A 25,559-nucleotide genomic window follows, 5' to 3' on the forward strand; every position below is an offset into this window, starting at 1 on the left:
CCGTCACCGGCCTCTCTGCCACTGACGAGGGTTGCCGGGATGCGGCTTCACCAGGGCGGCGCGGAGCGACCTGACGTCGCCGACCGAGTCAAGTAAGCGGAGAGCATGTCCACGAGACGGTGGGCGGCGCGTGTTCGCGGGGCTGTCGGCTAGGCATACCACCTGTCGTACGGGTGGCGGCCCGCGCGGAAGCCTGACGCCTCGACCAAAGCGACCGCTTCGGCGAAGCCGTTGCCGATGAAGGACGGGGCGTGTGCGTCGCTGCCGAAGGTGATCACCTCGCCGCCCACCTCGCGCCACCACCGGACGATCTCCGGGAACGGTTTGCGGTTGGTGTTGACCTCCAGGGCCCGGCCGGTCGTAGCGACTGCCGTCAGCGCGTACCGGAACTCCTCCTCGAAGTCTGCGGGGTCGAAGGGGCCCGCGGCGGCCGGCCAATACCGGCTGACGAAGTCGATGTGGGCGAGGGCTTCGAAGTCGGTGAAGCCGGCCACCAGCCGTGGTATCTCGGCGAGGTAGTCGCGGACCACGTCCGCGGCCGGGCGCTGCGCGAAATGCTCGCCCGGCTCGTTGAGGCCATCGCCCAGCGGCAGGGTGTGCAGGGAGGCGAGCACGCGGTCGAACTGGCCCGCTCCGAGGACCGTGGCGACCCGGTCGCGGTGCCAGTGCGGCTCGCCGGCCTCGACCCCGGTGAGGATCAGCAGGCCGGGGAATCGGTCGCGGCAGCGCTGGACGCAGGACAGGTAGCCCTCGACGTCGAGTGGTGGCGGGGTCAGCGTGCCGTCCTCGCTGATGAGGCCGGTCACCTTGGCGGGAGCGTCCGGCGCCGGCTCCACGTTGGTCCAGACGGTGAAGTCGAGGTGTTCGGTGAAGGCGACGGCCGGCAGGCCCATCCGCAACGCCCGGGCGCAGCTGGCCTCCATGTCGCCGGGCTCGCAGTCCCACGACCATTCGGTGTGCACATGGCCGTCAACGGGCAGCATGGACACTCACCTGCGCCACTGTCCGGACGTCAGAGACGTCGGGGTGTTGCCGGGCCCTCCAGGAAGAGCAGCACCTCGCGGTCCCCGCCCTCCTCGCGCCAAAGCTCGGCGGTGATGACGGTCCGCCGCTTCGGTTTTCGTTGCGCCTTGCGCCGGGTCCACATGCGGGCGACCAGCTCGCGCTTGTCCGCCCCGCCCGCGACCGGGTCCGCACCGCACCACTGCACCAGCCAGTCCCCGCTCCACGCCGCTGCCTCATCCGGCTCGACCCAATCCCGCACCCGTACCCACCCCTGCACACCCACCATGCAACCATTCGACGGTGATGGATGGGGAGCGTTTGCTGAGCGCTGCTGTGGTCGGGGCGCTGACTCGTTCTGTGGGCGCTGTGCCGGACGAGCGGGCTGTTCTGGGGGCGTTCTTCGAGGGGCTGCTGGCGGATTTGCCGTGGTGGGACCGCGCCTGGCGAGTTGTTGACGTGGGGGCGCCGCGTGCCAGTTCTTCGTCACGGGCGCTGACGCCCGGGGATGTGCAGGTCGTCGAGGTCACGGTGCCGGGCTTCGTCGGCCGGGGCGCGGGCGAGGTGCTGGCGTTCTCGGCGCGAGTCAGGCTGCTGGAGGACCGGCTTCTCCGGTGGCAGATGAAGGTCGGGGAGACGGTCATCGGGCCCGCGCTCGCCCCGGCCGGGGAACGCGAGCCGCATCCCTTCGGTGCCGTGTTCCAGCTGCTGGTGACGATGCGTGGCCTGAGGGTCCAGGAGGTGGCCTGGCGCACCGGGCGAGCGGTGTCGACGATCAGGATGCTCCGTGACGGCCGGCTGGCTCCCGAACGAGCGCTGATCGAGGAGGTGGCCCTGGCGCTGGACCTGCCGGCCGAGGATCTTGCCGTGATCGCCGGACTGGACCCGGCGGACCCCGGACGGGCGCAGCCTCGCACGCCCACATGATCGGATCGGACCGTGACGATCGGGCGCCGGCGGTGGGCTTCCCGGCAAGGTTGAGGCCGAGAAGGGGAGCCGATGATCTCTGCGCTGAACCGGCTTGTCGACCTGGTCGAGGAGCACCTTACGACGGGCTTCGACGTCAACGATGTGGCGGTGCAGCTCGGCACGACCGAGCATCACCTGCGGCGGATGTTCTCGTCGTTGGCCGGCATGCCGCTCTCGGAGTACGTCCGGCGGCGTCGCATGACCGTGGCTGCCGCCGAGGTGGTCCAGCACGAGCGGGACCTGTTGAGCGTCGCAGTCCGGTACGGCTACGGCTCGGCCGAGGCGTTCGGGCGGGCGTTCAAGGCGGTCCACGGTGCGAGCCCCGGCGACGTGCGCCGTGACGGCGGCCCCCTTCGCGCACAACCGCAGCTCAGGTTCCGCCTGAGCGTCGAAGGGAGCAATCGCATGGAGACCCGCATCGTCGACCGTCCCGCGTTCCGGCTCGTGGGGCACGCGGCCCGCGTCCCGCTGATCCACCAGGGCGCCAACCCGCACATCCAGCAGCACATCGCCGGGCTGCCGCAGGAGGAGCACGTACGCCTGAAAGCGCTGAGCAACGCCGAGCCGGCGGGCCTGCTCGCGGTCAGCGACGACCTCGATCCCGACCGCGCCGAGGGCAGCGAGCTCACATACCTCCACGGCGTCGCTGTCACCCTGGAAACGTCGGCGCCCGATGGCCTGGACACCATCGACGTGCCGTCCGGCCGGTGGGCGGTCTTCCGGGCCGAGGGGCCGTACCCGCGGACGTTGCAGGACACGTGGGCCGCGACCGCCACCGAGTGGTTCCCCTCCAACCCCTGGCGGCTACGTCCGGGCCCGGAGATGGTCGCCGTGTTGAAGCACGCGGACGACTTCAGCACCGCAACTTGTGAGCTCTGGCTGCCCGTCGAACCGGCATGACCTACGCCACACCATCCGTAACCGATACGCCGTGCGGGCCCACCGCACCGTGGGGTCTCCGGGGCTCGGCCCCGGAGCAGACATAACGAGAGCGACCCCTGCTCGCGCTGTCCGCGAGCAGGGGTCGCTCAATTTGCTCTCGTGGAGCTGAGGGGACTCGAACCCCTGACCCCCACACTGCCAGTGTGGTGCGCTACCAGCTGCGCCACAGCCCCTTGCCGTCCCCGGTTCACCCGGGCACGGAGGAAATACTACACACCTTCCGAGGGGAGCTGACGGGACCCCCTCCCCCCGGGTCAGTTGAGTGCCGGGTCCGGCGGGAAGTGGGCCACCGCCGCGAGGATGTCGCCCTGGCGGCGCAGGACCATGGCCCACAGGTCGTCGGGGCGGTTGATGAAGGGGTCGCCGGGGAGGGCGTCCAGCAGGAACCAGGAGCCCGCGGCGATCTCCTCCTCGAGCTGGCCGGCGGACCAGCCCGAGTAGCCGGCGAAGACGCGGACGCCGGCGACGCTGTCGCGGAGGCGTTCGGGGTCGGTGGAGAGGTCGACCGTGCCGAGGGCGCCCGACACCTGGTGGAAGCCGGACAGGCGCTTTTTCACCTCGGGGCGGGTGCGGGCCAGGCAGATCGCCGACTCGGGCTGCACGGGGCCGCCCTCGAAGAGGACCGCCGGGTCGCCGGCCAGCTCGCCCCAGGCGCCGAGCACGTCGGAGACGGGGACCTCGGTGGCCCGGTTGAGCACCACGCCGAGGGCGCCGCCGGTCTCGTGGGCGACCAGCAGCACGACCGTACGGTCGAAGTTGGGGTCTTTGAGGGTGGGTGTCGCCACCAGGAGCCGGCCGGTCATCGACTCCATCGACCGGCCTCCGATCCGCTGACCCTCGCTATTCACGGGTAGTCCGCAGCGCCACGCACAACGCTTCCACCAACGCCATGAACGCACATTAGCCCGAGTTTCCGGCCACCGATAAGGTCTGGCCATGAACGCAGCGGCGGAGATCGGCGTCATCGGCGGCTCGGGGCTGTACGCCCTCCTGGATGGCGCGGCCGAGCATGTGGTGTCCACGCCCTACGGTGAGCCGTCCGATCCGATCACTGTCGCCCGGGTGGGTGACCGTGACGTGGCGTTCCTGCCGCGCCACGGGCGCGATCACCGCTACCCGCCGCACAAGATCCCCTACCGGGCCAACCTGTGGGCGCTTCGCTCGTTGGGGGTACGCCAGATCGTCGCGCCGTGCGCCGTCGGCGGCCTGCGTCCCGAGCTGGGTCCCGGCACCTTTGTGGTGCCCGACCAGCTCATCGACCGCACGAGCGGGCGCGCGCAGACGTACTACGACACCGGCGCGGTGCACGTGAACTTCGCCGACCCGTACTGCCCGGACGGTCGCCGTGCCGTCCTGGAGGCCGCCCGGCCGGTGGAGCCGGTCGACGGCGGCACCATGGTGGTGGTCGAGGGCCCGCGCTTCTCGACGCGCGCGGAGTCCCGCTGGTTCACCTCGATCGGCGGCACGATCGTGAACATGACCGGGCATCCCGAGGCGGTCCTGGCCCGCGAGCTGGGCCTCTGTTACACGGCGATCGCCCTGGTCACCGATCTGGACGCCGGGGTCGAGGGCGAGCACGGGGTCACCCAGGAGGAGGTGTTCCGGGTGTTCGCGGACAACACCGCGCGGCTGCGTTCCGTACTGCTGGATGCGGTGACCAAGCTCCCGGCGGAGCGCACCTGCCCCTGCGCGTCGGCGCTGGACGGCCTGAAGCTGCCGATCGACCTGCCGTAGGCCGTCCGGCGCTATGGTCGGGCGATGACGGACACCGATGGCTTCTTCGGGGAGAAGGTCGCCGAGCGGTACGACATCCCGAACACTCCACCGTTCGATCCGGCGGTGATCGCCGAGACCGCCGACACGCTGGCCGAGCTGGCGGACGGTGGCCGGGCGCTCGAGTTCGCGATCGGCACGGGACGGGTGGGGCTGCCGCTGGCCGAGCGCGGCGTCGAGGTGCACGGCATCGACCTGTCCCGCGCGATGGTCGCCCGCCTGCGGGCCAAGCCCGGCGCCGACCGGATCGGCGTCACCATCGGCGACTTCACCACGACCCGGGTGGGCGGCGAGTTCGACCTGGTCTACCTGGTCTTCAACACGATCATGAACGTGACCACGCAGCGCGGCCAGGTCGAGTGCTTCCGCAACGCCGCGGCCCACCTGCGCCCCGGCGGCCGTTTCCTGATCGAGGTGATGGTCCCGGAGCTTCGCAAGCTCCCGCCGGGCCAGACCGCCGTCCCGTTCACCGTCACGCCCACGACGCTCGGCTTCGACACCTACGAGCCGGCCACCCAGGCGATGAGCTCGGTCCACGTGGTCGACGGCGAGATCTCCACCATCCCCTTCCGGTACGTGTGGCCGGCCGAGCTCGATCTGATGGCCCAGCTCGCCGGCATGGAGCCGGAACATCGATGGGCATCGTGGTCCCGGGCGCCCTTCGGCAACGAGAGCGGCGCCCACGTCTCCACATGGGTCAAGATTTGATGTGACTCATGCCACATCCGCGTTGTGCTGTTTCGCGAACAGGGTGCCGTGCGTGATGGTATTCGCCGTTGATCCTCGGCGAAGGGACTCCTCGTGGAACGGCGATGGGGCCGCGTCGGCGTGCGCGCGGCGTCGGTGGGCTTGCTGGTGGCGGGTCTGCTCGGCGGCGTCTATCTCGGCAAGGACCGCGTGACCGAGTCGCCCGCCGGGGCCGCCCAGGTCCTGGACCTCCAGGTCGAGTCGCAGGACCTCACCATGCTCAAGCAGCGCCAGAGCGAGCACGCCGCCGCCCGCGCCTGGCAGCGCGAGGCCGAGGGTGCCGCCGCCGCCAAGGCCGCCGCCGCCACGAGGCTCACGGCCGCCCGCGCCCACGACCTCGAGCAGGAGGTCATCGCGGACAAGAAGGCGGAGGAGGCGAGGAAGAAGGCGCTGGAGAACGGCGGCCCGGTCCCCTACGACGGCCCGATCCCCGGCTCCTGCAACGAGTTCAGCGGCAGCCGCCAGATCGGCTGCGCGCTGATGCTCGACTACGGCTTCGGCATCGACCAGTTCCCCTGCCTGAACAACTTGTGGACCAAGGAATCCGGCTGGAACTACAAGGCGACCAACAAGTCCTCCGGCGCGTACGGCATCCCGCAGGCCTACCCCGGCAGCAAGATGGCCTCCGTCGGCGCCGACTGGAAGACCAACCCGGCCACCCAGATCAAGTGGGGCCTGGGCTACGTGAAGGGCCGCTACGACACCCCGTGCGGCGCCTGGCAGAACTTCCAGAACAACGGCAGCTACTGACCCGCTCCCGGCTGTCGTTTACTGGAGGGCGTGGGCGACGGCGAGCCACTTCCTGGCCGGGCTGACATCAGGGCGATGTCGGCGGCCACCTACGCGGCCACCGTCGATCACTTCGACCACCCCGCCCTGTCGTTCTGGGACCGGTTCGGCCGCCGGACCGTCGGCCGGATCGGCCTGCGGGCGGGTGACCGGGTCCTCGACGCGTGCTGCGGCACGGGCGCGTCCGCGCTGCCGGCCGCGCACGCGGTGGGTGACTCCGGCCGGGTGCTCGGCGTCGATCTCGCCGAGCCGGCGCTGGCCCTGGCCCGGTCCAAGGCTCGGGCCCAGGGCCTGACCAACGTCGAGTTCCGCGTCGCCGACATGGAGCACACAAGGCTGCCCTCCGCATCGTTCGACGCCGTCATCTGCGTTTTCGGCATCTTCTTCCTGCCCGACATGCCCGCCGCCCTGGGCGAGCTGTGGCGGCTGGTGCGCCCGGGCGGCACGCTGGCCGTCACGGTGTGGGGCTCGGCGTTCCTCGAGCCGGCGACCACCGCGTTCTGGACCGCGGTCGCCACCGAACGCCTCGACCTGGTGGGCGCCTTCCACCCGTGGACCAGGGTCACCGACCCGGCGATCCTGTCCGGCCTCTTTCGGCAGGCCGGCGCGGCCACACCCGCCGTCGAGGCGGAGCCGGGCACACACGAGCTGGCCGGCCCCGAAGACTGGTGGACCATCGTGCTCGGCACCGGATACCGGGCCACCGTGGAGCAACTCACCCCGGCCGCCGCGCTCCGAGTGCGAACGGCCACCACCGCCTGGCTGCGCCGGCACGAGGTGCGCCGGCTGGAAACCAACGTCGTCTACGCCCACGCCCGAAAACCGGCCACCTAGCGCACCCACCCTCGTCATGCCTCTGCATCGTGCACCGATAGATGGACTTCGCTCGTTAAGCTCGCGTTGTGCTCAGGTGCCTCGGATCGGGTGAAGGGTGACCGGGCGTTCCAGGCCGCACGGCGGGGACGAGGGCCCGTCGCCGCGGCGAGCTCCTTCGGCGCGGAGTGTCGAGGAGGGTCAGCGGTCGGTCGCCGATGTGGCGGTCCGGGGCAGACCCACAGCCGGTGATCGTGGAACCGAGGGGCCGAAGCCGGCGGCACAACCGCATGACGCCGAGCTTGCCGCGGTCATGGATGTCTACGACCGGCTCGGTGACGAGCCGCCGGTGTTCAACGTCGCCCGGAATGATGACGCCTTCGAGGGGCAGGGGGCGCACACTGTCGACCGGCACGGGCCCGACATCCCGTTGCGGCGCGAGCCCGGAACCAAGACCGTGGAGGGGCGGATCTACGGCGACCACGGGTGGGACCGGCCGGACAACTGGTCGCTGCAATGGACTGATCACACGACCATGAACCGCGAGATCAACACGTACGTGCGGAAGAACTGGGACGCGATTCGGACCGATCTGTCGACCGAGGGCTCGCACACCGGCGCGTTCGATGCCGGGCACCGGGTCGGCGAGGGTTTCTTCAACAACGGCATGTACGGGGCCGGGCCGCGGCAGGCTCAGTACACCGCGGCGAGCCTCGTCAGGATCTCCATCGACCTGGTTCCGGGATCGGACCCGCCGCAGCCCTTCATCGTGACCGCCTTCCCGGCGGGCGTGCTGCCACCCGGGACTAGTGTGAGCTGATGGAGATGGCCGATCTTCCCGATTCGGTGCGGGCGCGGCTCGCCCAGCAGGGCGAGCGTCCGCCGCTGGAGGTTGTGCGGGAGTTTCTCCTGGGATACGTGGCCGACGCGGAGAGCCTGCACGAGGTCGAGACCCGGCTGCGGCGGATCGCCGGGACCAGCACCCGGATGCATCGGCGCGTTCTCGGCGCTCTGGAATCCGTTCTGGCGACGGAACTGCGGGAGGGAACGGCGGCTCAGCTCGTCGGGTGGGACGGCAACTGGGTGCTCGACGACCCGTCGGACGCCGGGGCGGCCGAGTTTCTCCGCGGGCTGGCCGGGATGCTGCGGTCGGTGATCGATCAGGCGGGCCGGGATGCAGCGGCCGGTGATTGATCAGGCGGGCCGGGGCCAGCTGCGGAGGCCGTGCAGCAGGAAGTCCAGGCGGCGGGCGTAGTCCGCGCGCGACTGGCCGGCGCAGGCGCGCAGGGCCGCCCCTCGTTCGAGGATCAGGTAGGTCAGGTCGGCCGGCGTGAGGTCGGGGCGGATGGCCCCGGCCGCTTGGGCCTCCTCCAGGAGGCGCCGGCCGAACCTGTTCGCCTTGTCGCAGAGGGTGGTCAGCTGGACGGAGTCCGGGAGGACCCTGGTCAGGACGTCGTTGGCGGCGGGCTCGTCGTATTGCAGCAGCCACATGCGCAGCAGGTAGTCCTCGAAGCGGGCCAGCGGGTCGTCCAGGGCCTCCACCGCCTCGATGATGTCGCGGAGGCGCTCGGCCACCAGGTCGTCCACGACGGCGTCGATCAGGGCTCGGCGGCTGCCGAAGCGGTGGTAGATGGTGCCCTTGCTGACGCCGGCGGCCTTGGCCACCTCGTCGAGCGGGGTGGTCAGGCCGGAGGTGCGGAAGACGTCGAGGGCGGCCTGGCGGATGCCCTCGACGTTGCGCCGCGCGTCCGCGCGCAGCCGCGGCTGGGGCGGACGTGGGTGGGTCATGCCGGCTGAGTCTCCCTGTCCTGCCAGGAGAGGTCCAGGGCGCGGCGGAACAGCTCCACCGGCTGGGCCCCGGAGACGGCGCGTTTGTCGTCGAAGACGAAGAACGGGACGCCGGTGATGCCGAGCTCGCGGGCGCGGGCCAGGTCGGCGCGGATGTCGTTCTCGTACGCGCGGGTCGCCAAGGCCTTTTCCGCCTCGGCGCGGTCGAGGCCCAGCTCGGCGGCGAGGCCGGCGAGGACCTTGTGGTCGGACACGTCGAGGCCGTCGGTGAACTCGGCGCGGAACAGGCGGTCGACCATGGCGCTCTCCTGGCCGTGCGCCTTGGCCAGGTGAATGATCCGGTGCGCGTCCAGCGTGTTGACCATGAGGGCTCGCTCGAAGCGGTAGTCGAGGCCGGCCTGGGCGCCGCGGGCGGTCAGCTGGGCGTGCGAGGCGGCGATCTGGGCCTTCGGCATGCCGTGCTGCCGCGCCAGGTAGTCGTCGGCGAGGACCGTCTCGCCGGGCGGGAACCCGGGGTTGAGCTGGAAGCTGTGGTAGCGCACCTGGACGGCGGAGCCGTGCGGGAACTGCTCGACGGCCTCGCGGAGCACGGCGTGGCCCAGGTAGCAGAACGGGCAGACGACGTCGCTCCACACGTCGATCACGATGGGCTCGGCGGCCCGGCCGAACACGCCGGCGGTCATCAGTCGCACCACCCGTCCACGGAGCAGGCGCCGGCGTCGTCCGCGGGCTCCAACAGGATCAGCGCGGCCGGCGCCGAGGGCTCGGCCGCGTCCGGGGCGGCCTCGGCGGGCTCCGGCTCGAGATTACTTGACTCCATAGTCAAGAAATGTAGCTCGCGTACGATCCCGGGCGGGGAGGATGTGTGGACGGGCACTACTTCGTCAGCTACTCGCGCCACGACGGCGCGGACTTCGTGAGCCGGCTCGCCGACACACTGGCGGCCGGCGTTCCCGCGTACCGTCTGTGGGTCGATGTCCGTGAGCTGCAACCGTGGCAGCAAGGGTGGGACGAGCAGATCGCGCAAGCGATCCAGGACTGCCGCGGCCTGCTCTTCGTGATGACGCCGGACAGCGTGCGCCCGACGTCGATCTGCCGGGACGAGTGGGGCTGGGCGCTGAAGTACAAGAAGCCCGTCATCCCGCTGCGGCTCGGGCCGGGCGCGGGACTGCCGTTCCGGCTCCAGTCGCGGCAGTACATCGACTTCGACGGTGCCTTCGACCAGGGGGTCGCGCGGCTGCGGCTCTTCCTCACCCAGCTGGACGGGCCCGAGGGCGTCCTGCGCGAGCTGCGGTTCCGCGTGGCCGACGCCGAACGCGACCTGCCGAGGGCCCGCGACGACAACGAGGCCGCCCGGATCCAGCAGGAGATGCGGGAGCTGAGCCGGCAGATCGCCGAGCAGGAGCGGGTGGTGGCCGACCCGGAGGGCGCGCTGACCCGCACCGACGTGCGCATCGCCACCGACATCGCCGTGCAGCGCGAACCCGAGCGCACGCCCTCGTCGCCGGTCTCCGGTGTGCGCGTGGTCAACCGGCCGCCGATGGACCGGCCCAGCTTCTTCCAGGACCGGCACGTCGAGACCGAGATGCTCGCCGGCTTCCTGCGCGCCGAGGACACCCGGCTCGCGACCGTGGTGGGCCGCGGCGGCGTGGGCAAGACGGCGGTCGTGTGCCGCCTGCTCCGGGGGCTGGAGACCGGCCGGCTCCCGGACGATCTGGGCGAACTGCCCGCGGACGGCATCGTCTACCTGAGCACGCGCAGCCGTCACCCGGTCAGCTTCGCCAACCTCTTCACCGACCTGTGCGCCCTGCTCCCGCCCGAGACCGCGGAGCCGCTGCTCGGCCGCTACCGTGATCCGCACGAGACACCCCAGGGCCTGATGTACGCGCTGCTGGAGGCCTTTCCGTCCGGGCGCACCGTCGTCCTGCTCGACAACTTCGAGGACCTGCTCGACCCGGAGCCGGGGGCGATCACCGAGGCCGCGCTCGACGAGGGCCTGCGCGCGCTGCTGTCCGCGCCCGCGCACGGCGTCAAGATCGTCATCACCACCCGGTTCGGCCCGCGGCCCCTGCTGCTGCACGAGCCCGGCCGCCAGCGGCGGATCGATCTCGACGAGGGCCTTCCCCACCCGTACGCGGAAATGCTCCTGAAGGCCCGCGACCCGGACGGCAAGCTGGGCCTCCGCGACGCCCCGCAGGAGCAGCTGGCGCTCGCCCGGGAACGCACCCGCGGCTATCCGCGCGCGCTGGAGGCGCTGGCCGGCATCCTCGCCGCCGACCGCGACAGCACCCTCGCCGAGATCCTCGACCAAACCGCCCGGCTGCCCGACAACGTGGTGACCGCTATCGTGGGGGAGGGCTTCCTGCGCCTCGACCCGCTCGCCCAGCAGGTCATGCAGGCGCTCGCCGTCTTCCCGATGCCCGTGCCGCCGGTCGCCGTCGACTACCTGCTCCAGCCCGGCCGTCCGACGATCAACTCGGCGCCGGTGCTGCGCCGGCTGGTCAACACGCAGTTCGCGCGGCGCGACGCCGGCCGCTACTACCTGCACCAGGTCGACCGGGAGTACGCGCTGGGCCGGCTCGCCCCGGGCGTGCTGGCCGAGCTGCGGTCACGGGGCGCCGACTACTTCACGCGGGTGCGCCCGCCGCAGGACAAGCTGCAAACCCTCGACGACCTCGCCCCGCACCTCGCCGAGTTTGAGATGCGCTTCCAGGCCGGCGACCACGACACTGCCGCCCAGCTGCTGCTGTCGATCGACTTCGCCTATCTGATGCAGTGGGGCCACTACCGGCAGAGCATCGAGCTGCACTCGCGGCTGGCGGGGCGCGTCACCGATCCGGCGCTGCGCGCGTCCAGTGTGTACAGCCGGGGCCTGTGCCACTCGTACATCGGCGACTTCCCCACCGCGATCGAGCTGCTGTCGTCGGCGCTCGACGGCTTCCGCGAGGCCGGCCTGCGCGAGAACGAGGGCACCGCGCTCTGCGGTCTCGGCACCTGCTACGCCGACCTGGGGCAGACCGGCAAGGCCATGTCCCTGTACGAGGAAGCGCTGTCGATCAGCCGCGAGATCGGCGACCGTGAGGGCGAGGCCGCCGCGCTCGGCAACCTGGGCAACCGTCACTCGGCGGCCGGGCGGATAGACCGGGCGATCGAGCTGTACGAGCAGGTGCTCGCCATCGCCCGCGAGGTCGGCTATCAGCAGGGCGAGGCCAACCAACTGCACAACCTCGGGGAGCGGTACGCCGAGCTCGGCCAGTACGACAAGGCGATGGCCCACTGCCGTGCGGCGCTGGAGCTGAGCACGCGCATCGGATACCGCCTGGTCGAGTCGGCCGCCACCAACAACATCGGCCGCTGCCTCGCCCAGCTGGGCCGCTGGCCGGAGGCGATCGACCACCAGCGCCGCGCCGTCGAGACGGCCGACGAGATCAGCTCGGTCCAGTTCCGCGCCGAGGCCCGCCGCGGCCTGGCCGAGGCCCACCTGGGCGCCGGCGACACGGCGGCCGCCCGAGCGGTGATCGACGAGGCCCGCACCCTCGTCTACCCGCCGTCGCGCGCGGGCATAGCGGTCCTCGACGGCATCATCACGCTACGCGCGGGAGGCGAGGCGGCGCCGGCCTTCGCGGAGGCGGTGACCCTGGCGGACCAGATCCTGGCGCACAACCCGGCGGACTACGAGACCCTGGACAGCAAGGCGCTGGCGCTGGCGGGGCTGGCCCTGAGCGGCCGTCCCGCCCTTGTGGACGAGGCCCGGGCGACGTTCCGCGCGGCCCGAGCGGTGTGCGCGGCACCCGGCGTCACGGCCCAGGTGAGCGCCCGCCTCGCCACGATGGCCCCGGCCGACCCCACCGGCCTGCTGAAAGACCTCTAGCCTGCGTCCCCGCGCTGGGCGGCCGCCCCGTCCCGGTCGAGAGCGTCGAGCTCGTCGGCCGCGAGGCTGATCGGCGGAGGGTTGTCGGCCCGGTCCTGCCAGCCCGCCATGCGAACGGCGACGTATTCGAGGTTGACCTCGCCGTTCTCGGTGTGGAAACCACCGCCCCGCTCGAAGAGCAGGACCAGGGGCTCGAAGGGGTCCTCGAGGTCGCCGGGCAACTCGACACCAGGGGTGGCACGCAGGGCGGCCCAGTGCAGGATGAACGGCACCACGCGGGGAACCGACCGGTTGCCCGGCCCGATCTTGCCGATGACCTCGTCGGCCACGCGCGGATCGGCGCGAACCCCCGGATCGACACATGCGGCGATGTCGTAGAACGGCACCGACGCCTCGCAGCCGTAGGCCCGCTGCCAACGAGCCGCACGGCGGAAGTACTCCTTCAACAGGGCGGCCTTGGACCACGACTTGTCGCCGCGGCGCTTCCAGTCGACGGCCTTGAGGCGCTCGGCCATCGCACGCACAGCTTCGTCGGGTGTCATCGCCCCAATCCTCCCAGCACCGCCTGCACGACCGCATCGAGGTTGGACAGGTCGGGCGCCATCTCCAGCGCGGATCCGTCCAACCCGAACCTTTGCCAATGCTCCAGCGGGGCGTCCGGCCGCCAGGCGTGCGGCGCCAGATCGTGGGCCCCGGGATGGAGACGGTTGACGACGTTGTCGCCCTCGGCGTTGAAGGAGTCCGGGTGCGCGGAGCGATACGGCAGCCCGGCCTCCATCAGCTTGTTCTCGACGTATTCGTGCGCCACGAGCGCCCGGAAGTCGGCCAGTCTCGTAGGCCCGAGCGTCCCTCGCGCCGCCGCGTCCCACAGCTCGGCGATGTCGTCGTCCGGCGTGAAGTAGCCGCGCTCGACCCGGTTGGGGCCGACCGCGACGTCGTGCTGCTCGACGAAGAGATTGCGGCGCATTCTTTCGACGACCGCGGGGTCGATTCCCGTGTGCGATGCGACGAGGGCCGTGTCCTCGGGGCTGTGGCGGATGCGCCGGTAGGCGTCGGCGGCCTCCGGTGAGAACCCGCCGCCGCTGTCGATGAAGTCGGCGCCGCGCGGGAATCCGGGCCGGAACTCGGCGGCGGGGCCGTGCGGGACGCCGGTGCCGCCGGCCGCTGCCGGGCGGCCCGAGCGGGCGATGGCCGCGACCGCTTCGTGGGCCTGGGCCACGGAGCCGGCGGCGCCCGGGCCGCGGCCGCGCCGGCCGGGCGACGGGGTGTCGTCGCCCGGTCCGCGGGGCCGTCCGCTCACCTCGCCGAAGCTAGCAAGCGATGTCCATCTATCTCAGCTGGACATGAGGAGCCAGTTGACCCGGCGCATCATCTCGTGGGAGGTGAAGGGCTTGGGCAGGAAGTCGTCGGCGCCCGTGGCGAGGAGGCGGGCCGGGTCGCCGGAGCTGCTGATCATCAGGACCGGGATCTCGGCGGTGGTGGGCGAGTTGTGCAGCTCGGAGCAGACCGTCAGGCCGTCGAGCTGGGGCATGGTCACGTCGAGGATGATGACGTGGGGGCGGCGCTGCACGGCCAGGGTCAGCGCCGAGAGGCCGTTGTCGGCGGTGAGGGTGCGGAAGCCGGCCACCTGGAGCCGGAACTCGATGATGTCGCGGACCTCGTCGTCATCGTCGGCGATGAGGATGCTGGGGCCGGCCGGGGCGCTGAACGGGCGGGAGGTCATGGCCCGGGTGAACGCGTCGGCGTCGGTGGGGCGATCGAGAAGCGCGGTCATGGGTCGTTCCTCCTAAGAGCGGGGCTGCGGGCCGGACGGGGAGCGGGACTCGAGCAGGTCGCGCAGTTCGGCGACGACCCGCGGGGGTGAGATCGGCTTGGGCAGGTAGCGGTCGGCGCCGGCGCCCAGGCCGGCGTCGATGTCGTGGGCGTGGGCGTTCGACGAGATCATGAGGATCGCGGTGTCGCGGATCGCCGGGTCGCGGCGGGCGATCTGGGCCAGTTCCATGCCGTTCAGGGCGGGCATCCGTACGTCGGTGATCAGGCCCGCCGGGCGGGCGACCCGGAGGATCCGGGCCGCGGTGTTGCCGTCCTTGGCGGCGACCGTGGCGAAGCCGGCCGACTCCAGCGTCACCGTGAGCAGGTCGCGGATGTCGCGGTCGTCCTCGGCGATGAGGATGAGGTGCTGGTGCTGTGCCATCGGACCGGCCTTTCTCTCGGACACCCGCCCCATCGGCCGCGCCGGGGTGACCTCCAGGGAGATTCCGGTTGCAGACCGGTAGCGCATTCGCCGATCGCGAAAAGGGCTGTCCGCCGGCCGAGGGCGGCGGCGAGGATCGGCGGATGGTGACCTTCTCGCTGCAGGCGCAGCCCACGACCGCCGCCGACTGGATCGGCCTGGCGCGCACGGCCGAGGATCTCGGCTTCGACGCGCTCTACGTCGCCGACCATCCGGGCGCCGCCGCGTCACCGTTCGTCGCGCTGGCCGCGGCCGCCGCGGTGACGTCCCGGTTGCGGCTGGGGTCGTACGTCTCGAACGCGGGCGTGCGGGAGCCGATCCTGCTCGCCTCGGACGTGGCGACCCTCGACGTGGTCTCCGGCGGCCGGGCGATCCTGGGCATCGGCGCCGGGCACACCCCGTCCGAGTGGGAGGCGGTCGGCAGGACCCGCCCGGACATCAAGGGCCGCGTCGACCGCTGCATCGCCGTCGCCGAGGAGACCGCGCGGCTGCTCGCCGGCGGCCTGGAGAAGCCGCGCCCGGTGCAGGACAAGGTGCCGCTGCTGTTCGGTGGCGGCAACACCCGGCTGCTGCGCTGGGCCGCCGCGCACGCCGACCTGATCGGCCTGTCCGGGCTCGGCCGTACGCTGCCCGACGGCCACATGCACGAGACCCGGTGGAGCGTCGCCGAGATCGACGCGCAGGTGGAGCTCTGCGGCGACAAGCCGAAGGAGGCGCTCGTGCAGCGCTTCGAGATCACCGACGACGCGGGTGCGGGCTATGCCGCGTATGCCAAGGAGACCGGCGAGACGGAGCGCGACCTGATCGCCGCGCCCTTCGTCCTGATCGGCACCACGGGCGAGATCGCCGCCAAGCTCAGCGAGATCGAGCGGCGATGGGGCATCACCCGGTTCGCGGTACGCACGACCGACGCCGCCGAGCTCATCGAGCGCTAGTCGAACAGCTCGCGTTCGACGCGGGCGCGGTAGTCGACGTAGATCTGCCGGTAGCGGTTGAGCGCGCCCTTGCGGTCGCCGGCCTCGAGGAGCTCGAGGATCGCCTCGTGACCCTCGATCCAGGTGCTCCAGAGGTCACTCTCGGCGGTCATCGCGAGGATGCGCATCGTGCGCGCCACCACGAGGTCCACCATGGATTGCAGCTCGCGGTTGCCGCTGGCGAGGATCACGATGCTGCTGAAGTCGGAGCCGGCGGCGCCCGCGGCGAGCACGTTGCCGGCGCGCAGCGCCTCGACGAACTCGTGCTGCCGCCGGCGCATCAGGTCGATGTGGGTGATGGTGAGGTTGTCGACGCCCCACTCGAAGCCCGCGCAGGCGAGCACGCTCATCACGTCGATCAGCTCGAGCGCGTTCTTCTGGGTGACGCGGGTGACGTGGCGGGTGCGGTTGGGCGCTATGTCGATCAGGCCCTCGACGGAGAGCTGGGCGATGGCCTCGCGCACGGGCGTGATGCTCACGCCGAGGCGCGCGGCCAGCTCCGCGTCCTTAATCAGGGTGCCCGGTGACAGCTCGCCCGTGACGATCTCGTTGCGCAGCTGGCGGACGACCGCGGCGGTGCGGGTCGGCGGGACCGCGTATGACATACGGGCAGGGTACTCAGGGTGACAATCGCCCGGGACGCCTACCCACCGAGTTCACCCGTTGTACCCGCCGTGAAGATCAGTTACCGGTCTTGCAGGTGTCGCTGCCGGTCGGTTCGTCGCCACTGTCGTGGATCTCCGTGGTGGTGCAGAAAGCGGTCAGGCTGATGTTCGCGCTGACCGTCTTGGTCTTCGCGTCGGTAGAGAGGCTGACCGACTTCAGCAGCACGGCACGGTCCTGGACGTCCTGGAGGCGCACCAGGAACCTGTCGATGTTGGCCTGGGTGCCCTTCGCGGTGAGCGCGATCGGCATCTCGAAGGCCGTGGTCACGGTCGTCGAGGCTTGCGCGTTGCCCGCGGTGAAGCCACTGACCGCCACGTTCGTCGCCGTTCCGGTGGTCTGAAGCATGCGCAGGAAGTCCGGTTCGCCGTAGCTCTCCGGCAGGTTGTCGGCGAGATCGTCCACCGCGGCCTGGTAGGTGCTCTTCTTCTTGTCCTGCGCGGCCAGCGTGGACACCTCCTTGTTGAGGCGCAGCAGCTGGATGTTGACGTCCTCGGCCTCCGCCTGCACCGAGTCGGCCTCGGAGAGCTTCGGCGAGATCAGCAGCAGCCAGGAGGCGAGGACGAGCAGGACGATGGCCGCGGCCCCGCCGGCCAGCCAGATCTGGTTCGAGCGCCGGGCGTCCATCAGTCTCCCGTCCCGCAGGTGGTGGTGAAGCGGCCGCAGAGGGCCTTGGTGGTGAGGCCGACGGTGAGCGCGAACTCGTACTCCTTGCCGGTCTCGTCGTACGTCACCGTGGTCACGTACGGGAGCGTGAGCTGCTCGCGGTCGGCGAGCTTCTCGACGAAGGAGGCGATCTTCTTCTTGTCCGGCCCGCTGCCGTTGACCGAGATGGAGGCGACGGCGGCGCCGGACGAGGTGAGGGACGCATCGGTGAGGGTGCCGACGACCTCGGAGATCGTGACCCCCGCCGCCGTGGCGTCGGTGCGGATGTAGCCGAGGTCCGTCGACCAGGGCGTGTCGTCGGCGAGCAGCGACTTCAGCTCGCCCTGCACGCGCGTCTGGTCGTTCATGAGGTCGGTCACCGCGGAGTACTTGCTCTTGTTCTTCTTCGCCTGAGTGACCATCTCGTTCGCGGTGTCCAGATTCGACTGCGCGGCGTCCAGCTGCTGGCGGGCGTGCAGGTACCACGCCACCAGGACGCCGATCACGATGATCACGGCGCCGATCAGCAGGAAGCGCGTCCGGCGCGCGTTGCGGCCGGCCTTGAGCTCGCCGGGCAGCAGGTTCGCGCGGATCGGCAGGACCCGCGCGGCCCGCTCGGGCGTCACGGCGGGGTCGATCGGCATCAGGGTCGTCGTCGTCGTCGCCATCAGGCTGCCGCTCCCAGGGTCAGGCCGATCGACACGGCGGCCGACGGCACGAAACTGTCGAAGCCGCGCTCGCGGCCCTTTCGCGTGTCGCGCAGGCGGCTGGCGCTGTCCGCGTACATCACGGTGATCCGCAGCTGCTCCTGAAGGTGCTCCGCGAGTCCCGGCATGAGCGCGCTGCCGCCGCAGAGCGCGAGCCTGGTGACCTGCTTCTGGCGCTCGCCCGAGGCCAGATAGGTGAACGAGCTGCGCAGCTCGCTGACGAGCGGGCGGACCGCCTCGATCGCCGCCTCGACGGTCTCCGGCCGGCCGTCGCCGTGCAGGCCGAAGCGGCACTTGAGCATCTCGGCCTCGCCGGGCGGGACGCCGAGCCGGGTGGCCATGGCGTCGGTGATCTCCTGGCCGCCGCGCGGCACGGTCCGCACGATCAGCGGCTCGCCGTCGGCGTGCACGATCACGCTGGTCACGTCGTAGCCCACGTCCACGATCGCCTCGACCTGGGTGTCCAGCCGGGAGGCGGCGCGCAGCATCGCGAACGAGGCCAGGTCGACCGCCTTGACGTGCAGGCCGGCCTTCTCGACGGCGGCCACCGAGGTCATCACCGCGTCCTTGGGCATGGCGATGAGCAGGCCGCGCACGGTCGCGTTGTCGCCCGGCGCCTCCAGCGGATAGAAGTCGAGCAGCGAGCGCTCGACGGCCAGCGGCAGTGCGTCCTTGACCTGGAAGGGCAGCGCCAGCTTCATCTCCTTGGGCGGCAGGTTCTGCAGGCTCAGCTCGCGGACCACCAGCTGGGGACTGGTCACGCCGATGCTGACGTTCTTGGAGCCGAACTTGCAGGCCGCCCAGAGCTGCTTGATCGCCGCGGTGACCATCAGCGGGTCCTGCACCACGCCGCCGGCCACGGCGCCGGGCGGCAGCGGCACCTGGCCGAAGTTGGTCAGCGTGTAGTCGTCCTTGCCGCGGCGGACCTCGACGGCCCGGATGGACGACGAGCCGATGTCCAGCCCGATCGGCGGTGCGCCAGCCATCGCAGTCCTTTCAGACGGTGGGGTACGAGGTCAGACGGTGGGTACGAGGAGCGACGAGTACCAGTCGGCGATCGGCGCGCCCGCGAAGACCGCGAGGAAGGCGCCGGCGAGCATGTAGGGCCCGAAGGGGATGCGGGACTTGCGGTGCGCCCGGCGCAGGCCCATGAGCGCGGCGCCGACCAGGCCGCCGAGCAGGAACGCGGCGAACGCCCCGATCACCACCGAGCTCCAGCCGAGCCAGCCGAGGTAGAAGCCGAGCAGCGGGGCGAGCTTCACGTCGCCGCCGCCCATGCCGCTCGGCAGCGCCGCGAGGATCCAGTAGAGGACGTAGAGCACCGCCGCGGCGATCAGGCCGCGGCCCGCTTGCTGCCAGCTGTGGTGCGCGATCACGGCCGGCGCGATCAGGACCAGCGCCACCGCGTACGAGGGCAGGACGATCTTGTCGGGGAGGCGCATGACGTCGAGGTCGATCACGGCGAGCGCCACGGCGATCGCCGCGAGGTAGAGGTAGGCCGGCAGCTCCCAGGTGAGGCCGAACTTGGCGGCCACCGCGACGAACAGGGCGGCGGTGACCGTCTCGACCAGCGGATAGCGGGGGCTGATCGGGGCCTCGCAGTCGGCGCACCGGCCGCGCAGCATCAGCCAGCCCAGCACGGGGATGTTGTGCCGGTTGCGGACCTCGCTGCCGCAGGCCGGGCAGTGCGAGCGGGGGTGGATCAGCGACTCGTCGCGCGGCACCCGGTAGATGACCACGTTGAGGAACGAGCCGACGGCCAGGCCGAGGAGGGCCACCACGATCAGCAGCATCGCAGTCGCCCTCCTCTCTCAGAGCCGGTGGATCGGTCGCCGCGTCAGGCGCAGGTCGTCATGTTCTTGCTCGCCAGGACCTTGACCGAGCCGCCGACGGCGCTGTCGTAGGCGTAGACCTTGCCGCTGCCGTTGGAGTTCGTGGCGCAGACCTTGTAGGTCGCGATCTGGCTGCCGCCGGTGGTGGACGCGGCCCCCGGGACGTAGGTCAGGAGGGAGCCGTCCGACAGCGTGACCCAGCCGGCCGGCGCGGTGCTCTGGGCGGTCGTGGAGCCGTCCGAGAGCTGGAAGCTCGCCGACTTGTTCACGATCGTCGTGATGCTCGGGTACGAGTTGTTGTTGTCGGTGTAGTACTGCTCGATCGTGCTCACCGCACCCCGCACGTCGGACTGCGCCGACTTGTCCGCCGCGCCCTTGCGGTAGTTCAGGTAGACCGGCACGGCGATCGCGACCAGGATGCCGATGATGACCACGACGACCAGCAGCTCGATGAGCGTGAAGCCCTCGTCGGCCTTCTTGGTGCGGAGCCGGTTGATGACGTCCTGCATTGGGGGTGCCTCCATGGCGATGTGGGGTGGGGAGCGAGGGCGGGGGCCCGTTAGTTCGTCTGGATGTTCTGGTAGATCGTGAACATGGGGAGGTAGAGACAGACCACCATTCCGCCGACCACGGCACCCATCACGAGGACCATGATCGGTTCGATCGAGGCGGTCAGGCTCTCGGCGGCGCTGTCGACCTCTCTGTCATAGAAATCGGCAACCTTGTCGAGCATCTGACTGATTTGACCGCTTTCTTCGCCGACTTCGATCATCTGCGTGACCATGGCTGGAAAGATCGGATGGTTGCGCAGCGCCGACGACATGGTGTTGCCGTCCCGGACGGCGTTCTGCACGTCCTTCATGGCGTGGTTGATGACCTCGTTGCCGGTGGTCTCGCCGACCACGGTCAGCGCCTGCATCACCGGCACGCCGACGTTGAGCAGCAGGCCCAGGTTGCGCGAGAAGCGGCTCATCGCGAGCTTGCGGAACAGCGGCCCGAAGACCGGCAGGCGCACCTTGATCCGGTCGACCCGCAGGCGGAACTCCTCGCTGGCGCGCATCTGGCGCTTGTACGCGATCGCCCCGCCGAAGCCGGCGGCGAGCACCAGCGGCCCGATCCAGCCCATGTTGTGGCTGGCGGTGACCAGGAACTGGGTGATCGCGGGCAGTTCGCCGCCGAGGCTGGCGAACATCTTCTCGAAGATCGGCACGATGAAGATGAGCACCGCGGCGATCATGACGAACGTGAACGCGAGCACGATGGCCGGATAGGTCATCGCGCTCTTGATCTTGCCGCGGAGCGCGGAGTCCTTCTCCAGGCTGTCCGCGATCTGCTCCAGCGCGCGGTCGATCATGCCGCCCGTCTCGCCGGCCCGGATCATCGCGATCATCAGGCGCGGGAAGACCCGGTCGTGCTTGGCCATCGACGCCGAGAGCGAGGCGCCCGCGGAGACCTCGGTACGCAGCTCGGCGATCGCCCGCTTCAGCGGCGGCGACGAGGTCTGCTCCTCGAGGATCGCCAGCGACCGCAGCAGCGACATGCCCGAGGCGGTCATCGTGGCGAACTGGCGGGCGAAGATGGCCAGGTCCTTGAGCTTGACCCGGCTGCCCAGCCCCGGAATCTTGATCTCCCGGTCGAGGCCCTTGCCCGCCTCGCTCAGCTCGAGCGGCGTCTCGCCGCGCTGGCGGAGCACGTGCTGGGCGGCGGCCTCGTTGGGCGCCTCGACGGTGCCCCGGCCGCGGTGGCCGGCGGCGTCGATGCTGCTGTACCGGAAGACCTTGGTGGCCGGCATGTGATCACATCCGTCCCACGAGCCGCTTGAGCTCTTCCTGGGAGTGGCAGAGCTCCAGGGCGGTCGCCATGGTCACGGTCTGCTCGCGCACCTTCTCGGCCAGGTGCTGGTCGAAGGCGAGCATGCCGTCGCCGGCGCCGGCCTGCATGAACGAGGGGATCTGGTGCGACTTGCCCTCCCGGATGAGGCTGCGGATCGCCGGGGTCGCGGTCAGGATCTCGGCGACCACCACGCGGCCCTTGTTGTCGGCGCGCGGCGCCAGCGCCTGGGTGACGACGCCCTGGAGCGAGGCGGCCAGCTGCGCGCGGATCTGCAGCTGCTGGTGCGGGGGGAAGATGTCGATGACGCGGTCGATGGTCTGCGTGGCGCTCTGCGTGTGCAGGGTCGCGAGCACGAGGTGACCGGTCTCGGCCGCGGTCAGCGCGGTGGCCGTCGTCTCCAGGTCGCGCAGCTCGCCGACGAGGATGATGTCCGGGTCCTGCCGCAGGGCGTGCTTGAGCGCGCTGGCGAAGTCCTCGGTGTCCGAGCCGACCTCGCGCTGGTTGACCACGCTGCGCTTGTGCGGGTGGAGGAACTCGATCGGGTCCTCGATGGTGATGATGTGCGCCGACCGGGTGCGGTTGGCCAGGTCGAGGATCGAGGCGAGGGTGGTGGTCTTGCCGGAGCCGGTCGGGCCGGTCACCAGCACGAGGCCGCGCGGCAGGTGGGCGAAGCGGGCCACCGACTCGGGCATGCCGAGCTCGTCCAGCGGCTTGATCTCGTGCGGGATGGCCCGGAAGACCGCGCCGCACGAGTTGCGCTGCACGTAGAGGTTGCCGCGGAAGCGGGAGACGCCGGCGATGCTGTGTGCGAAGTCGAGCTCCTGCTTCTCCTGGAACTGCTGCCACTGCTCGCCCGTGATGGAGGCGCGGGCGAGCAGCGCGGTGTCGGCGGAGTTGAGGTTGCCGTAGCCCTGAAGCGGCCGCAGCGACCCGTTGACCCGGATCATCGGCGGCGTGCCGACGGTCAGGTGCAGGTCGGAGCCCCGCGACTCGACCAGGGTGACGAGCATCTGGTTGAGCACGGCCAGATCGCCCGGCGCGGGAGCGGCCGGCTCGAGGGGCGCCGCCTGCTGCGGCACCTGCTGGGTCGTGTACATCTGCTGCGGCATCCTTTTCGTTGGGTGGCGCCATCTGTATTCGGCACTTCGCCCGGCCGGTTGAGGGGCTGTTTAGGGCTATTCGGGTGAACCGCTCAAAAAACGGCTAAGCTAAACCGCCACTCGGGAGACCTCCCGTACGGAGGTCAGCCCACCGGCCGCCTTGGCCAGCCCGTCCGCGCGCAGCTCGTACATCCCCTGGTAGAGCGCGACCTCGCGGATCTCGTTGGCCGAGGCCCGCCGGATCGTCAGCGACTCGATCTCCGGCGAGATGGGCATGACCTCGTGTACGGCGATCCGGCCGCGATAGCCCGTGTTCGCGCAGTTGCGGCAGCCCTTCGGCGTGTAGAGCACCTCCGGCACGGCCAGGTCCTCGAACGGCCAGCGCGCGCCGACGAGCTCCGCCTCGGTCGGCTTGTACGCCTCCTTGCACCAGTCGCAGAGCCGGCGCGCGAGCCGCTGGGCCAGCACACAGTCGAGCGACGAGCCGACCAGGAAGGGCTCGATGCCCATCTCGGTCAGACGGGTCACCGCGCCCGGCGCGTCGTTGGTGTGCAGGGTCGACAGCACCAGGTGACCGGTGAGCGACGCCTCGACGGCGATCTGCGCCGTGGCCGCGTCCCGGATCTCGCCGATCAGCACCACGTCGGGGTCGGACCGCAGGATCGCCGGCAGCACGGCCGCGAAGGTCAGGCCGGCCTTCGCGTTGACCTGCACCTGGTTGACCCCGCGCAGGCGGTACTCGACCGGGTCCTCGACCGTGATCACGTTGACCTCGGGCTTGCTGATCCGGCCCAGCGTGGCGTACAGCGTCGTCGATTTGCCGGACCCGGTCGGGCCGGTGACCAGGACCATGCCGTGCGGCTTGGAGAACGACGCGGCGAAGCGGTCGAGGTTGTGCCGGGTGAAGCCCAGCTTGTTCATGTCGAGGTCGATGCCGCCGGTGTCGAGCACCCGCAGGACGATCTTCTCGCCCCAGACCGTGGGCAGCGTCGCGGTCCGCAGGTCGACCGTGCGGTCGCGGATCAGCACGGTGATGCGGCCGTTCTGCGGCACGCGCTTCTCGGTGATGTCGACGCCCGACATGATCTTGATGCGGGAGGTGAGCGCCGCCATCACGCCGCGCGGCACCACGTCGACCTCGTGCAGCACCCCGTCGATGCGGTAGCGCACCCGCATGTCGTCCTCGGTCGGCTCGAGGTGCAGGTCGGAGGCGCGGTTCATGACGGCCTGCTCGATCAGGCTGTTGACGTACCGCACGATCGGGGCGTCGTCCGCGCTGGTGGCCTGCGCGGCCATCGCGGACGGGTCCTCCTCCTCGTCGGCCAGCTCGCCGAGGTCGCTGGCCTCGCGCTGGAGCCGCTCGATGATCCGGCGGACCTCGCTGCGGGCGACCACGACCGGGCGCACGGTCATGCCGGTCGCGGCGCGGACGTCGTCGAGCGCGACCACGTCGCCGGGGTCGGTGACGCCGACGACCAGCTCGCCGCCGGACATCGACAGGCCCAGCACGCGGTGGCGCAGCACGACCGGCAGCGGGATGCGCTTGAGGGCGGCCGGCTCGGGGGTGAAGCTGACCAGGTCGACCGTGTTGATGCCGAACGCCTGGGCGGCGGCCTCGGTGAGCTGCTCCTCGGTGACGACGTTGTCGTTGATCAGGACGGCGCGGACCGACCGGCCGCTGCGCTGGGCCTCCTCGGCGGCCGCGTCGACGGCGCGCGGATCGATCCCGATCTGCTTGAGCGCGTCCAGCAGCGGGCGGAAGGTCTGGTCCATGACGTCCTTTGCATCGGGCTTGTCGGTGCTTGCCTCTGCCCATCGGACGTGCGCGGACCCAGCTGAGCCGCGCCCGGTTAGGACGCGGTTGGCGCGGGTTGCCGGAAGGTTCGCCGATACGCCGTCGGCGCGACGCCGATCGTGGCCTGGAAGTGCTGCCGCAGGGCGGTGGCGCTGCCGAGACCGGAGCGGCGGGCCACCGACTCGACTCCCAGATCGGTCGACTCGAGCAGCAGCTGAGCGTGGGCGACGCGCTGCCGCAGCAGCCACTGCCGCGGGCTGGTGCCGGTCTCCTCGCGGAAGCGCCGGGTGAAGGTGCGCACGCTCATGCTCGCGTGCGCGGCCATCTCCTCCAGCGTCACCGGCTCGGCGAGCCGGTCGAGCGTCCAGGCTCGGGTCGGCGCGGTGCCGCTGCCGGCGGCCTGCGGGACCGGGCGCTCGATGTACTGTGCCTGGCCGCCCTCGCGCCAGGGCGGGAGCACGCAGCGGCGGGCCGCGCGGTTGGCCACCTCGGTGCCGTGGTCGCCGCGGACGATGTGCAGGCAGAGGTCGACGCCGGCGCCGACGCCGGCCGAGGTGAGGATGTCGCCGTCGTCGACGAACAGGACGTCGAGGTTCCAGCGCACCCGGGGGTAGAGCGCGCCGATCGTCTCGCCCCAGGCCCAGTGCGTCGCCGCAGGGCGGCCGTCGAGCAGTCCCGCCGCCGCCAGCACCGAGGCGCCGGTGCAGATGGACACGATGCGGGCGCCGCGCCGGGCCGCCGCCAGCAGCGCATCTCGGACATCTTCCCGAAGTGTGCCCTCCGTGACAGTGGTCCCGGCGTCGACGCCGGGCACGACGATCGTGTCGGCCGTCGACATAGCGGACAAATCGTAATCAGGTGTCACCGTGAAGCCGACGGAGCTGCGGACCGGCCCCGGGCCGCAGACCACGGTCTTGTAGAGCCGTCGCATGTCGGCGTCGCGCGCGGCGCGGAACACCTGGACGGCTGTGCCGAGATCGAAGGGGACGACTCCGTCGAGAACCACGACCGCTACGAGATGGCGTCCATCATGCATGGCCCGATTCTTGCGCATGATGGCCTCTCGGCCACTCGTCCGGCCCG

30 protein-coding genes and 1 tRNA gene are annotated in these 25,559 nt (G+C 71.0%); 10 read left to right on the forward strand and 21 right to left on the reverse strand.

What is annotated here, in order from left to right; genetic code table 11:
* Window positions 1-149: 149 nt before the first annotated feature.
* Window positions 150-983 (reverse strand): PHP domain-containing protein, encoded by an 834-nt coding sequence (locus tag Ade02nite_RS36695; protein ID WP_203773845.1) that lies wholly within the window; start codon window positions 981-983, stop codon window positions 150-152.
* Window positions 984-1,012: 29 nt separating this feature from the next.
* On the reverse strand, window positions 1,013-1,291 hold the full coding sequence (locus Ade02nite_RS36700) for a hypothetical protein (RefSeq protein ID WP_203773847.1): 279 nt from the start codon (window positions 1,289-1,291) through the stop codon (window positions 1,013-1,015).
* Between the two features lie 14 nt (window positions 1,292-1,305).
* Here Ade02nite_RS36700 and Ade02nite_RS36705 point away from each other — a divergent pair, with 14 nt between their 5' ends.
* Entirely contained in the window at window positions 1,306-1,929 is a 624-nt protein-coding gene (locus Ade02nite_RS36705; protein WP_203773849.1) for a hypothetical protein, read from the forward strand.
* 72 nt (window positions 1,930-2,001) lie between these two features.
* Window positions 2,002-2,871, forward strand: coding sequence for an AraC family transcriptional regulator (locus Ade02nite_RS36710; RefSeq protein WP_203773851.1), 870 nt, complete (start codon window positions 2,002-2,004; stop codon window positions 2,869-2,871).
* A gap of 142 nt (window positions 2,872-3,013) precedes the next feature.
* Here the strand turns inward: Ade02nite_RS36710 and Ade02nite_RS36715 are convergent.
* Both Ade02nite_RS36715 and Ade02nite_RS36720 read right to left on the reverse strand, forming a co-directional pair.
* Window positions 3,014-3,086, reverse strand: a tRNA-Ala gene (locus tag Ade02nite_RS36715).
* Between the two features lie 81 nt (window positions 3,087-3,167).
* On the reverse strand, window positions 3,168-3,725 hold the full coding sequence (locus Ade02nite_RS36720) for a YqgE/AlgH family protein (RefSeq protein WP_203773853.1): 558 nt from the start codon (window positions 3,723-3,725) through the stop codon (window positions 3,168-3,170).
* Between the two features lie 124 nt (window positions 3,726-3,849).
* On the opposite strand from Ade02nite_RS36720, the gene Ade02nite_RS36725 reads away from it, so the two are divergent.
* From Ade02nite_RS36725 to Ade02nite_RS36750, 6 genes are all read left to right on the forward strand, one after another.
* Window positions 3,850-4,647, forward strand: a complete 798-nt coding sequence (locus Ade02nite_RS36725) for an S-methyl-5'-thioadenosine phosphorylase (RefSeq protein WP_203773855.1) — start codon at window positions 3,850-3,852, stop codon at window positions 4,645-4,647.
* 24 nt (window positions 4,648-4,671) lie between these two features.
* Window positions 4,672-5,394, forward strand: a complete 723-nt coding sequence (locus tag Ade02nite_RS36730) for a class I SAM-dependent DNA methyltransferase (RefSeq protein WP_203773857.1) — start codon at window positions 4,672-4,674, stop codon at window positions 5,392-5,394.
* Window positions 5,395-5,487: 93 nt separating this feature from the next.
* A complete protein-coding gene (locus Ade02nite_RS36735) occupies window positions 5,488-6,183 on the forward strand; it encodes an aggregation-promoting factor C-terminal-like domain-containing protein (RefSeq protein WP_203773859.1) in 696 nt (231 codons plus the stop codon).
* Window positions 6,184-6,258: 75 nt separating this feature from the next.
* On the forward strand, window positions 6,259-7,056 hold the full coding sequence (locus Ade02nite_RS36740; RefSeq protein ID WP_203773861.1) for a class I SAM-dependent methyltransferase: 798 nt from the start codon (window positions 6,259-6,261) through the stop codon (window positions 7,054-7,056).
* Between the two features lie 292 nt (window positions 7,057-7,348).
* A complete protein-coding gene (locus tag Ade02nite_RS36745) occupies window positions 7,349-7,855 on the forward strand; it encodes a hypothetical protein (protein WP_203773863.1) in 507 nt (168 codons plus the stop codon).
* The gene (locus Ade02nite_RS36750; RefSeq protein WP_239169322.1) at window positions 7,855-8,229 is read left to right on the forward strand and encodes a hypothetical protein; all 375 of its coding nucleotides are present in this window, start codon (window positions 7,855-7,857) and stop codon (window positions 8,227-8,229) included. The genes Ade02nite_RS36745 and Ade02nite_RS36750 overlap by 1 nt, the downstream gene beginning before the upstream one ends.
* Here Ade02nite_RS36750 and Ade02nite_RS36755 read toward each other — a convergent pair whose 3' ends face one another.
* The 3 genes from Ade02nite_RS36755 to Ade02nite_RS36765 are packed head-to-tail and all read right to left on the reverse strand — an operon-like array spanning window position 8,230 to window position 9,643.
* Window positions 8,230-8,823 carry a TetR/AcrR family transcriptional regulator gene (locus tag Ade02nite_RS36755; RefSeq protein ID WP_203773865.1) on the reverse strand — a complete coding sequence of 198 codons (594 nt, stop codon included), beginning with the start codon at window positions 8,821-8,823 and terminating at the stop codon, window positions 8,230-8,232. It lies immediately after the preceding gene.
* A complete protein-coding gene (locus tag Ade02nite_RS36760) occupies window positions 8,820-9,506 on the reverse strand; it encodes a DsbA family oxidoreductase (protein WP_203773867.1) in 687 nt (228 codons plus the stop codon). Before Ade02nite_RS36760 ends, Ade02nite_RS36755 begins: the two co-directional genes overlap by 4 nt.
* On the reverse strand, window positions 9,506-9,643 hold the full coding sequence (locus tag Ade02nite_RS36765) for a hypothetical protein (protein WP_203773869.1): 138 nt from the start codon (window positions 9,641-9,643) through the stop codon (window positions 9,506-9,508). Before Ade02nite_RS36765 ends, Ade02nite_RS36760 begins: the two co-directional genes overlap by 1 nt.
* A gap of 45 nt (window positions 9,644-9,688) precedes the next feature.
* Between Ade02nite_RS36765 and Ade02nite_RS36770 the strand changes: the two genes are divergently transcribed.
* On the forward strand, window positions 9,689-12,694 hold the full coding sequence (locus tag Ade02nite_RS36770; RefSeq protein ID WP_203773871.1) for a toll/interleukin-1 receptor domain-containing protein: 3,006 nt from the start codon (window positions 9,689-9,691) through the stop codon (window positions 12,692-12,694).
* Here the strand turns inward: Ade02nite_RS36770 and Ade02nite_RS36775 are convergent.
* The 4 genes from Ade02nite_RS36775 to Ade02nite_RS36790 are packed head-to-tail and all read right to left on the reverse strand — an operon-like array spanning window position 12,691 to window position 14,888.
* The gene (locus tag Ade02nite_RS36775) at window positions 12,691-13,236 is read right to left on the reverse strand and encodes a hypothetical protein (protein ID WP_203773873.1); all 546 of its coding nucleotides are present in this window, start codon (window positions 13,234-13,236) and stop codon (window positions 12,691-12,693) included. The genes Ade02nite_RS36770 and Ade02nite_RS36775 overlap by 4 nt on opposite strands.
* Window positions 13,233-13,994, reverse strand: a complete 762-nt coding sequence (locus tag Ade02nite_RS36780; protein WP_203773875.1) for a hypothetical protein — start codon at window positions 13,992-13,994, stop codon at window positions 13,233-13,235. Before Ade02nite_RS36780 ends, Ade02nite_RS36775 begins: the two co-directional genes overlap by 4 nt.
* A 33-nt stretch (window positions 13,995-14,027) precedes the next feature.
* Window positions 14,028-14,468 carry a response regulator gene (locus tag Ade02nite_RS36785; protein ID WP_203773877.1) on the reverse strand — a complete coding sequence of 147 codons (441 nt, stop codon included), beginning with the start codon at window positions 14,466-14,468 and terminating at the stop codon, window positions 14,028-14,030.
* 12 nt (window positions 14,469-14,480) lie between these two features.
* Entirely contained in the window at window positions 14,481-14,888 is a 408-nt protein-coding gene (locus Ade02nite_RS36790; RefSeq protein ID WP_203773879.1) for a response regulator, read from the reverse strand.
* A 143-nt stretch (window positions 14,889-15,031) separates the two neighbouring features.
* On the opposite strand from Ade02nite_RS36790, the gene Ade02nite_RS36795 reads away from it, so the two are divergent.
* On the forward strand, window positions 15,032-15,862 hold the full coding sequence (locus Ade02nite_RS36795; protein ID WP_203773881.1) for an LLM class flavin-dependent oxidoreductase: 831 nt from the start codon (window positions 15,032-15,034) through the stop codon (window positions 15,860-15,862).
* Here the strand turns inward: Ade02nite_RS36795 and Ade02nite_RS36800 are convergent.
* The 10 genes from Ade02nite_RS36800 to Ade02nite_RS36845 form a co-directional block, all read right to left on the reverse strand.
* On the reverse strand, window positions 15,859-16,506 hold the full coding sequence (locus tag Ade02nite_RS36800; protein WP_203773883.1) for a GntR family transcriptional regulator: 648 nt from the start codon (window positions 16,504-16,506) through the stop codon (window positions 15,859-15,861). The two genes, Ade02nite_RS36795 and Ade02nite_RS36800, sit on opposite strands and share 4 nt — an antisense overlap.
* 76 nt (window positions 16,507-16,582) lie before the next feature.
* Window positions 16,583-17,191 (reverse strand): type 4a pilus biogenesis protein PilO, encoded by a 609-nt coding sequence (locus tag Ade02nite_RS36805; RefSeq protein ID WP_203773885.1) that lies wholly within the window; start codon window positions 17,189-17,191, stop codon window positions 16,583-16,585.
* A complete protein-coding gene (locus tag Ade02nite_RS36810; RefSeq protein ID WP_203773887.1) occupies window positions 17,191-17,877 on the reverse strand; it encodes a hypothetical protein in 687 nt (228 codons plus the stop codon). The genes Ade02nite_RS36805 and Ade02nite_RS36810 overlap by 1 nt, the downstream gene beginning before the upstream one ends.
* Window positions 17,877-18,902, reverse strand: coding sequence for a type IV pilus assembly protein PilM (pilM, locus tag Ade02nite_RS36815; protein ID WP_203773889.1), 1,026 nt, complete (start codon window positions 18,900-18,902; stop codon window positions 17,877-17,879). The genes Ade02nite_RS36810 and pilM overlap by 1 nt, the downstream gene beginning before the upstream one ends.
* A gap of 30 nt (window positions 18,903-18,932) precedes the next feature.
* A complete protein-coding gene (locus Ade02nite_RS36820) occupies window positions 18,933-19,709 on the reverse strand; it encodes a prepilin peptidase (protein ID WP_203773891.1) in 777 nt (258 codons plus the stop codon).
* A 44-nt stretch (window positions 19,710-19,753) separates the two neighbouring features.
* Window positions 19,754-20,257, reverse strand: a complete 504-nt coding sequence (locus tag Ade02nite_RS36825; protein WP_203773893.1) for a type IV pilin protein — start codon at window positions 20,255-20,257, stop codon at window positions 19,754-19,756.
* A 50-nt stretch (window positions 20,258-20,307) separates the two neighbouring features.
* Window positions 20,308-21,540 carry a type II secretion system F family protein gene (locus tag Ade02nite_RS36830; protein ID WP_203773895.1) on the reverse strand — a complete coding sequence of 411 codons (1,233 nt, stop codon included), beginning with the start codon at window positions 21,538-21,540 and terminating at the stop codon, window positions 20,308-20,310.
* Window positions 21,541-21,544: 4 nt separating this feature from the next.
* Window positions 21,545-22,690: a type IV pilus twitching motility protein PilT gene (locus Ade02nite_RS36835; protein ID WP_239169323.1), complete on the reverse strand. Its 1,146-nt coding sequence runs from the start codon at window positions 22,688-22,690 to the stop codon at window positions 21,545-21,547.
* Window positions 22,691-22,789: 99 nt separating this feature from the next.
* On the reverse strand, window positions 22,790-24,454 hold the full coding sequence (locus tag Ade02nite_RS36840) for a GspE/PulE family protein (RefSeq protein ID WP_203773897.1): 1,665 nt from the start codon (window positions 24,452-24,454) through the stop codon (window positions 22,790-22,792).
* Between the two features lie 77 nt (window positions 24,455-24,531).
* Window positions 24,532-25,530, reverse strand: a complete 999-nt coding sequence (locus tag Ade02nite_RS36845) for a GlxA family transcriptional regulator (protein WP_203773899.1) — start codon at window positions 25,528-25,530, stop codon at window positions 24,532-24,534.
* Window positions 25,531-25,559: the final 29 nt, after the last annotated feature.

Source organism: Paractinoplanes deccanensis, assembly GCF_016862115.1.
Lineage (GTDB): Bacteria > Actinomycetota > Actinomycetes > Mycobacteriales > Micromonosporaceae > Actinoplanes > Actinoplanes deccanensis.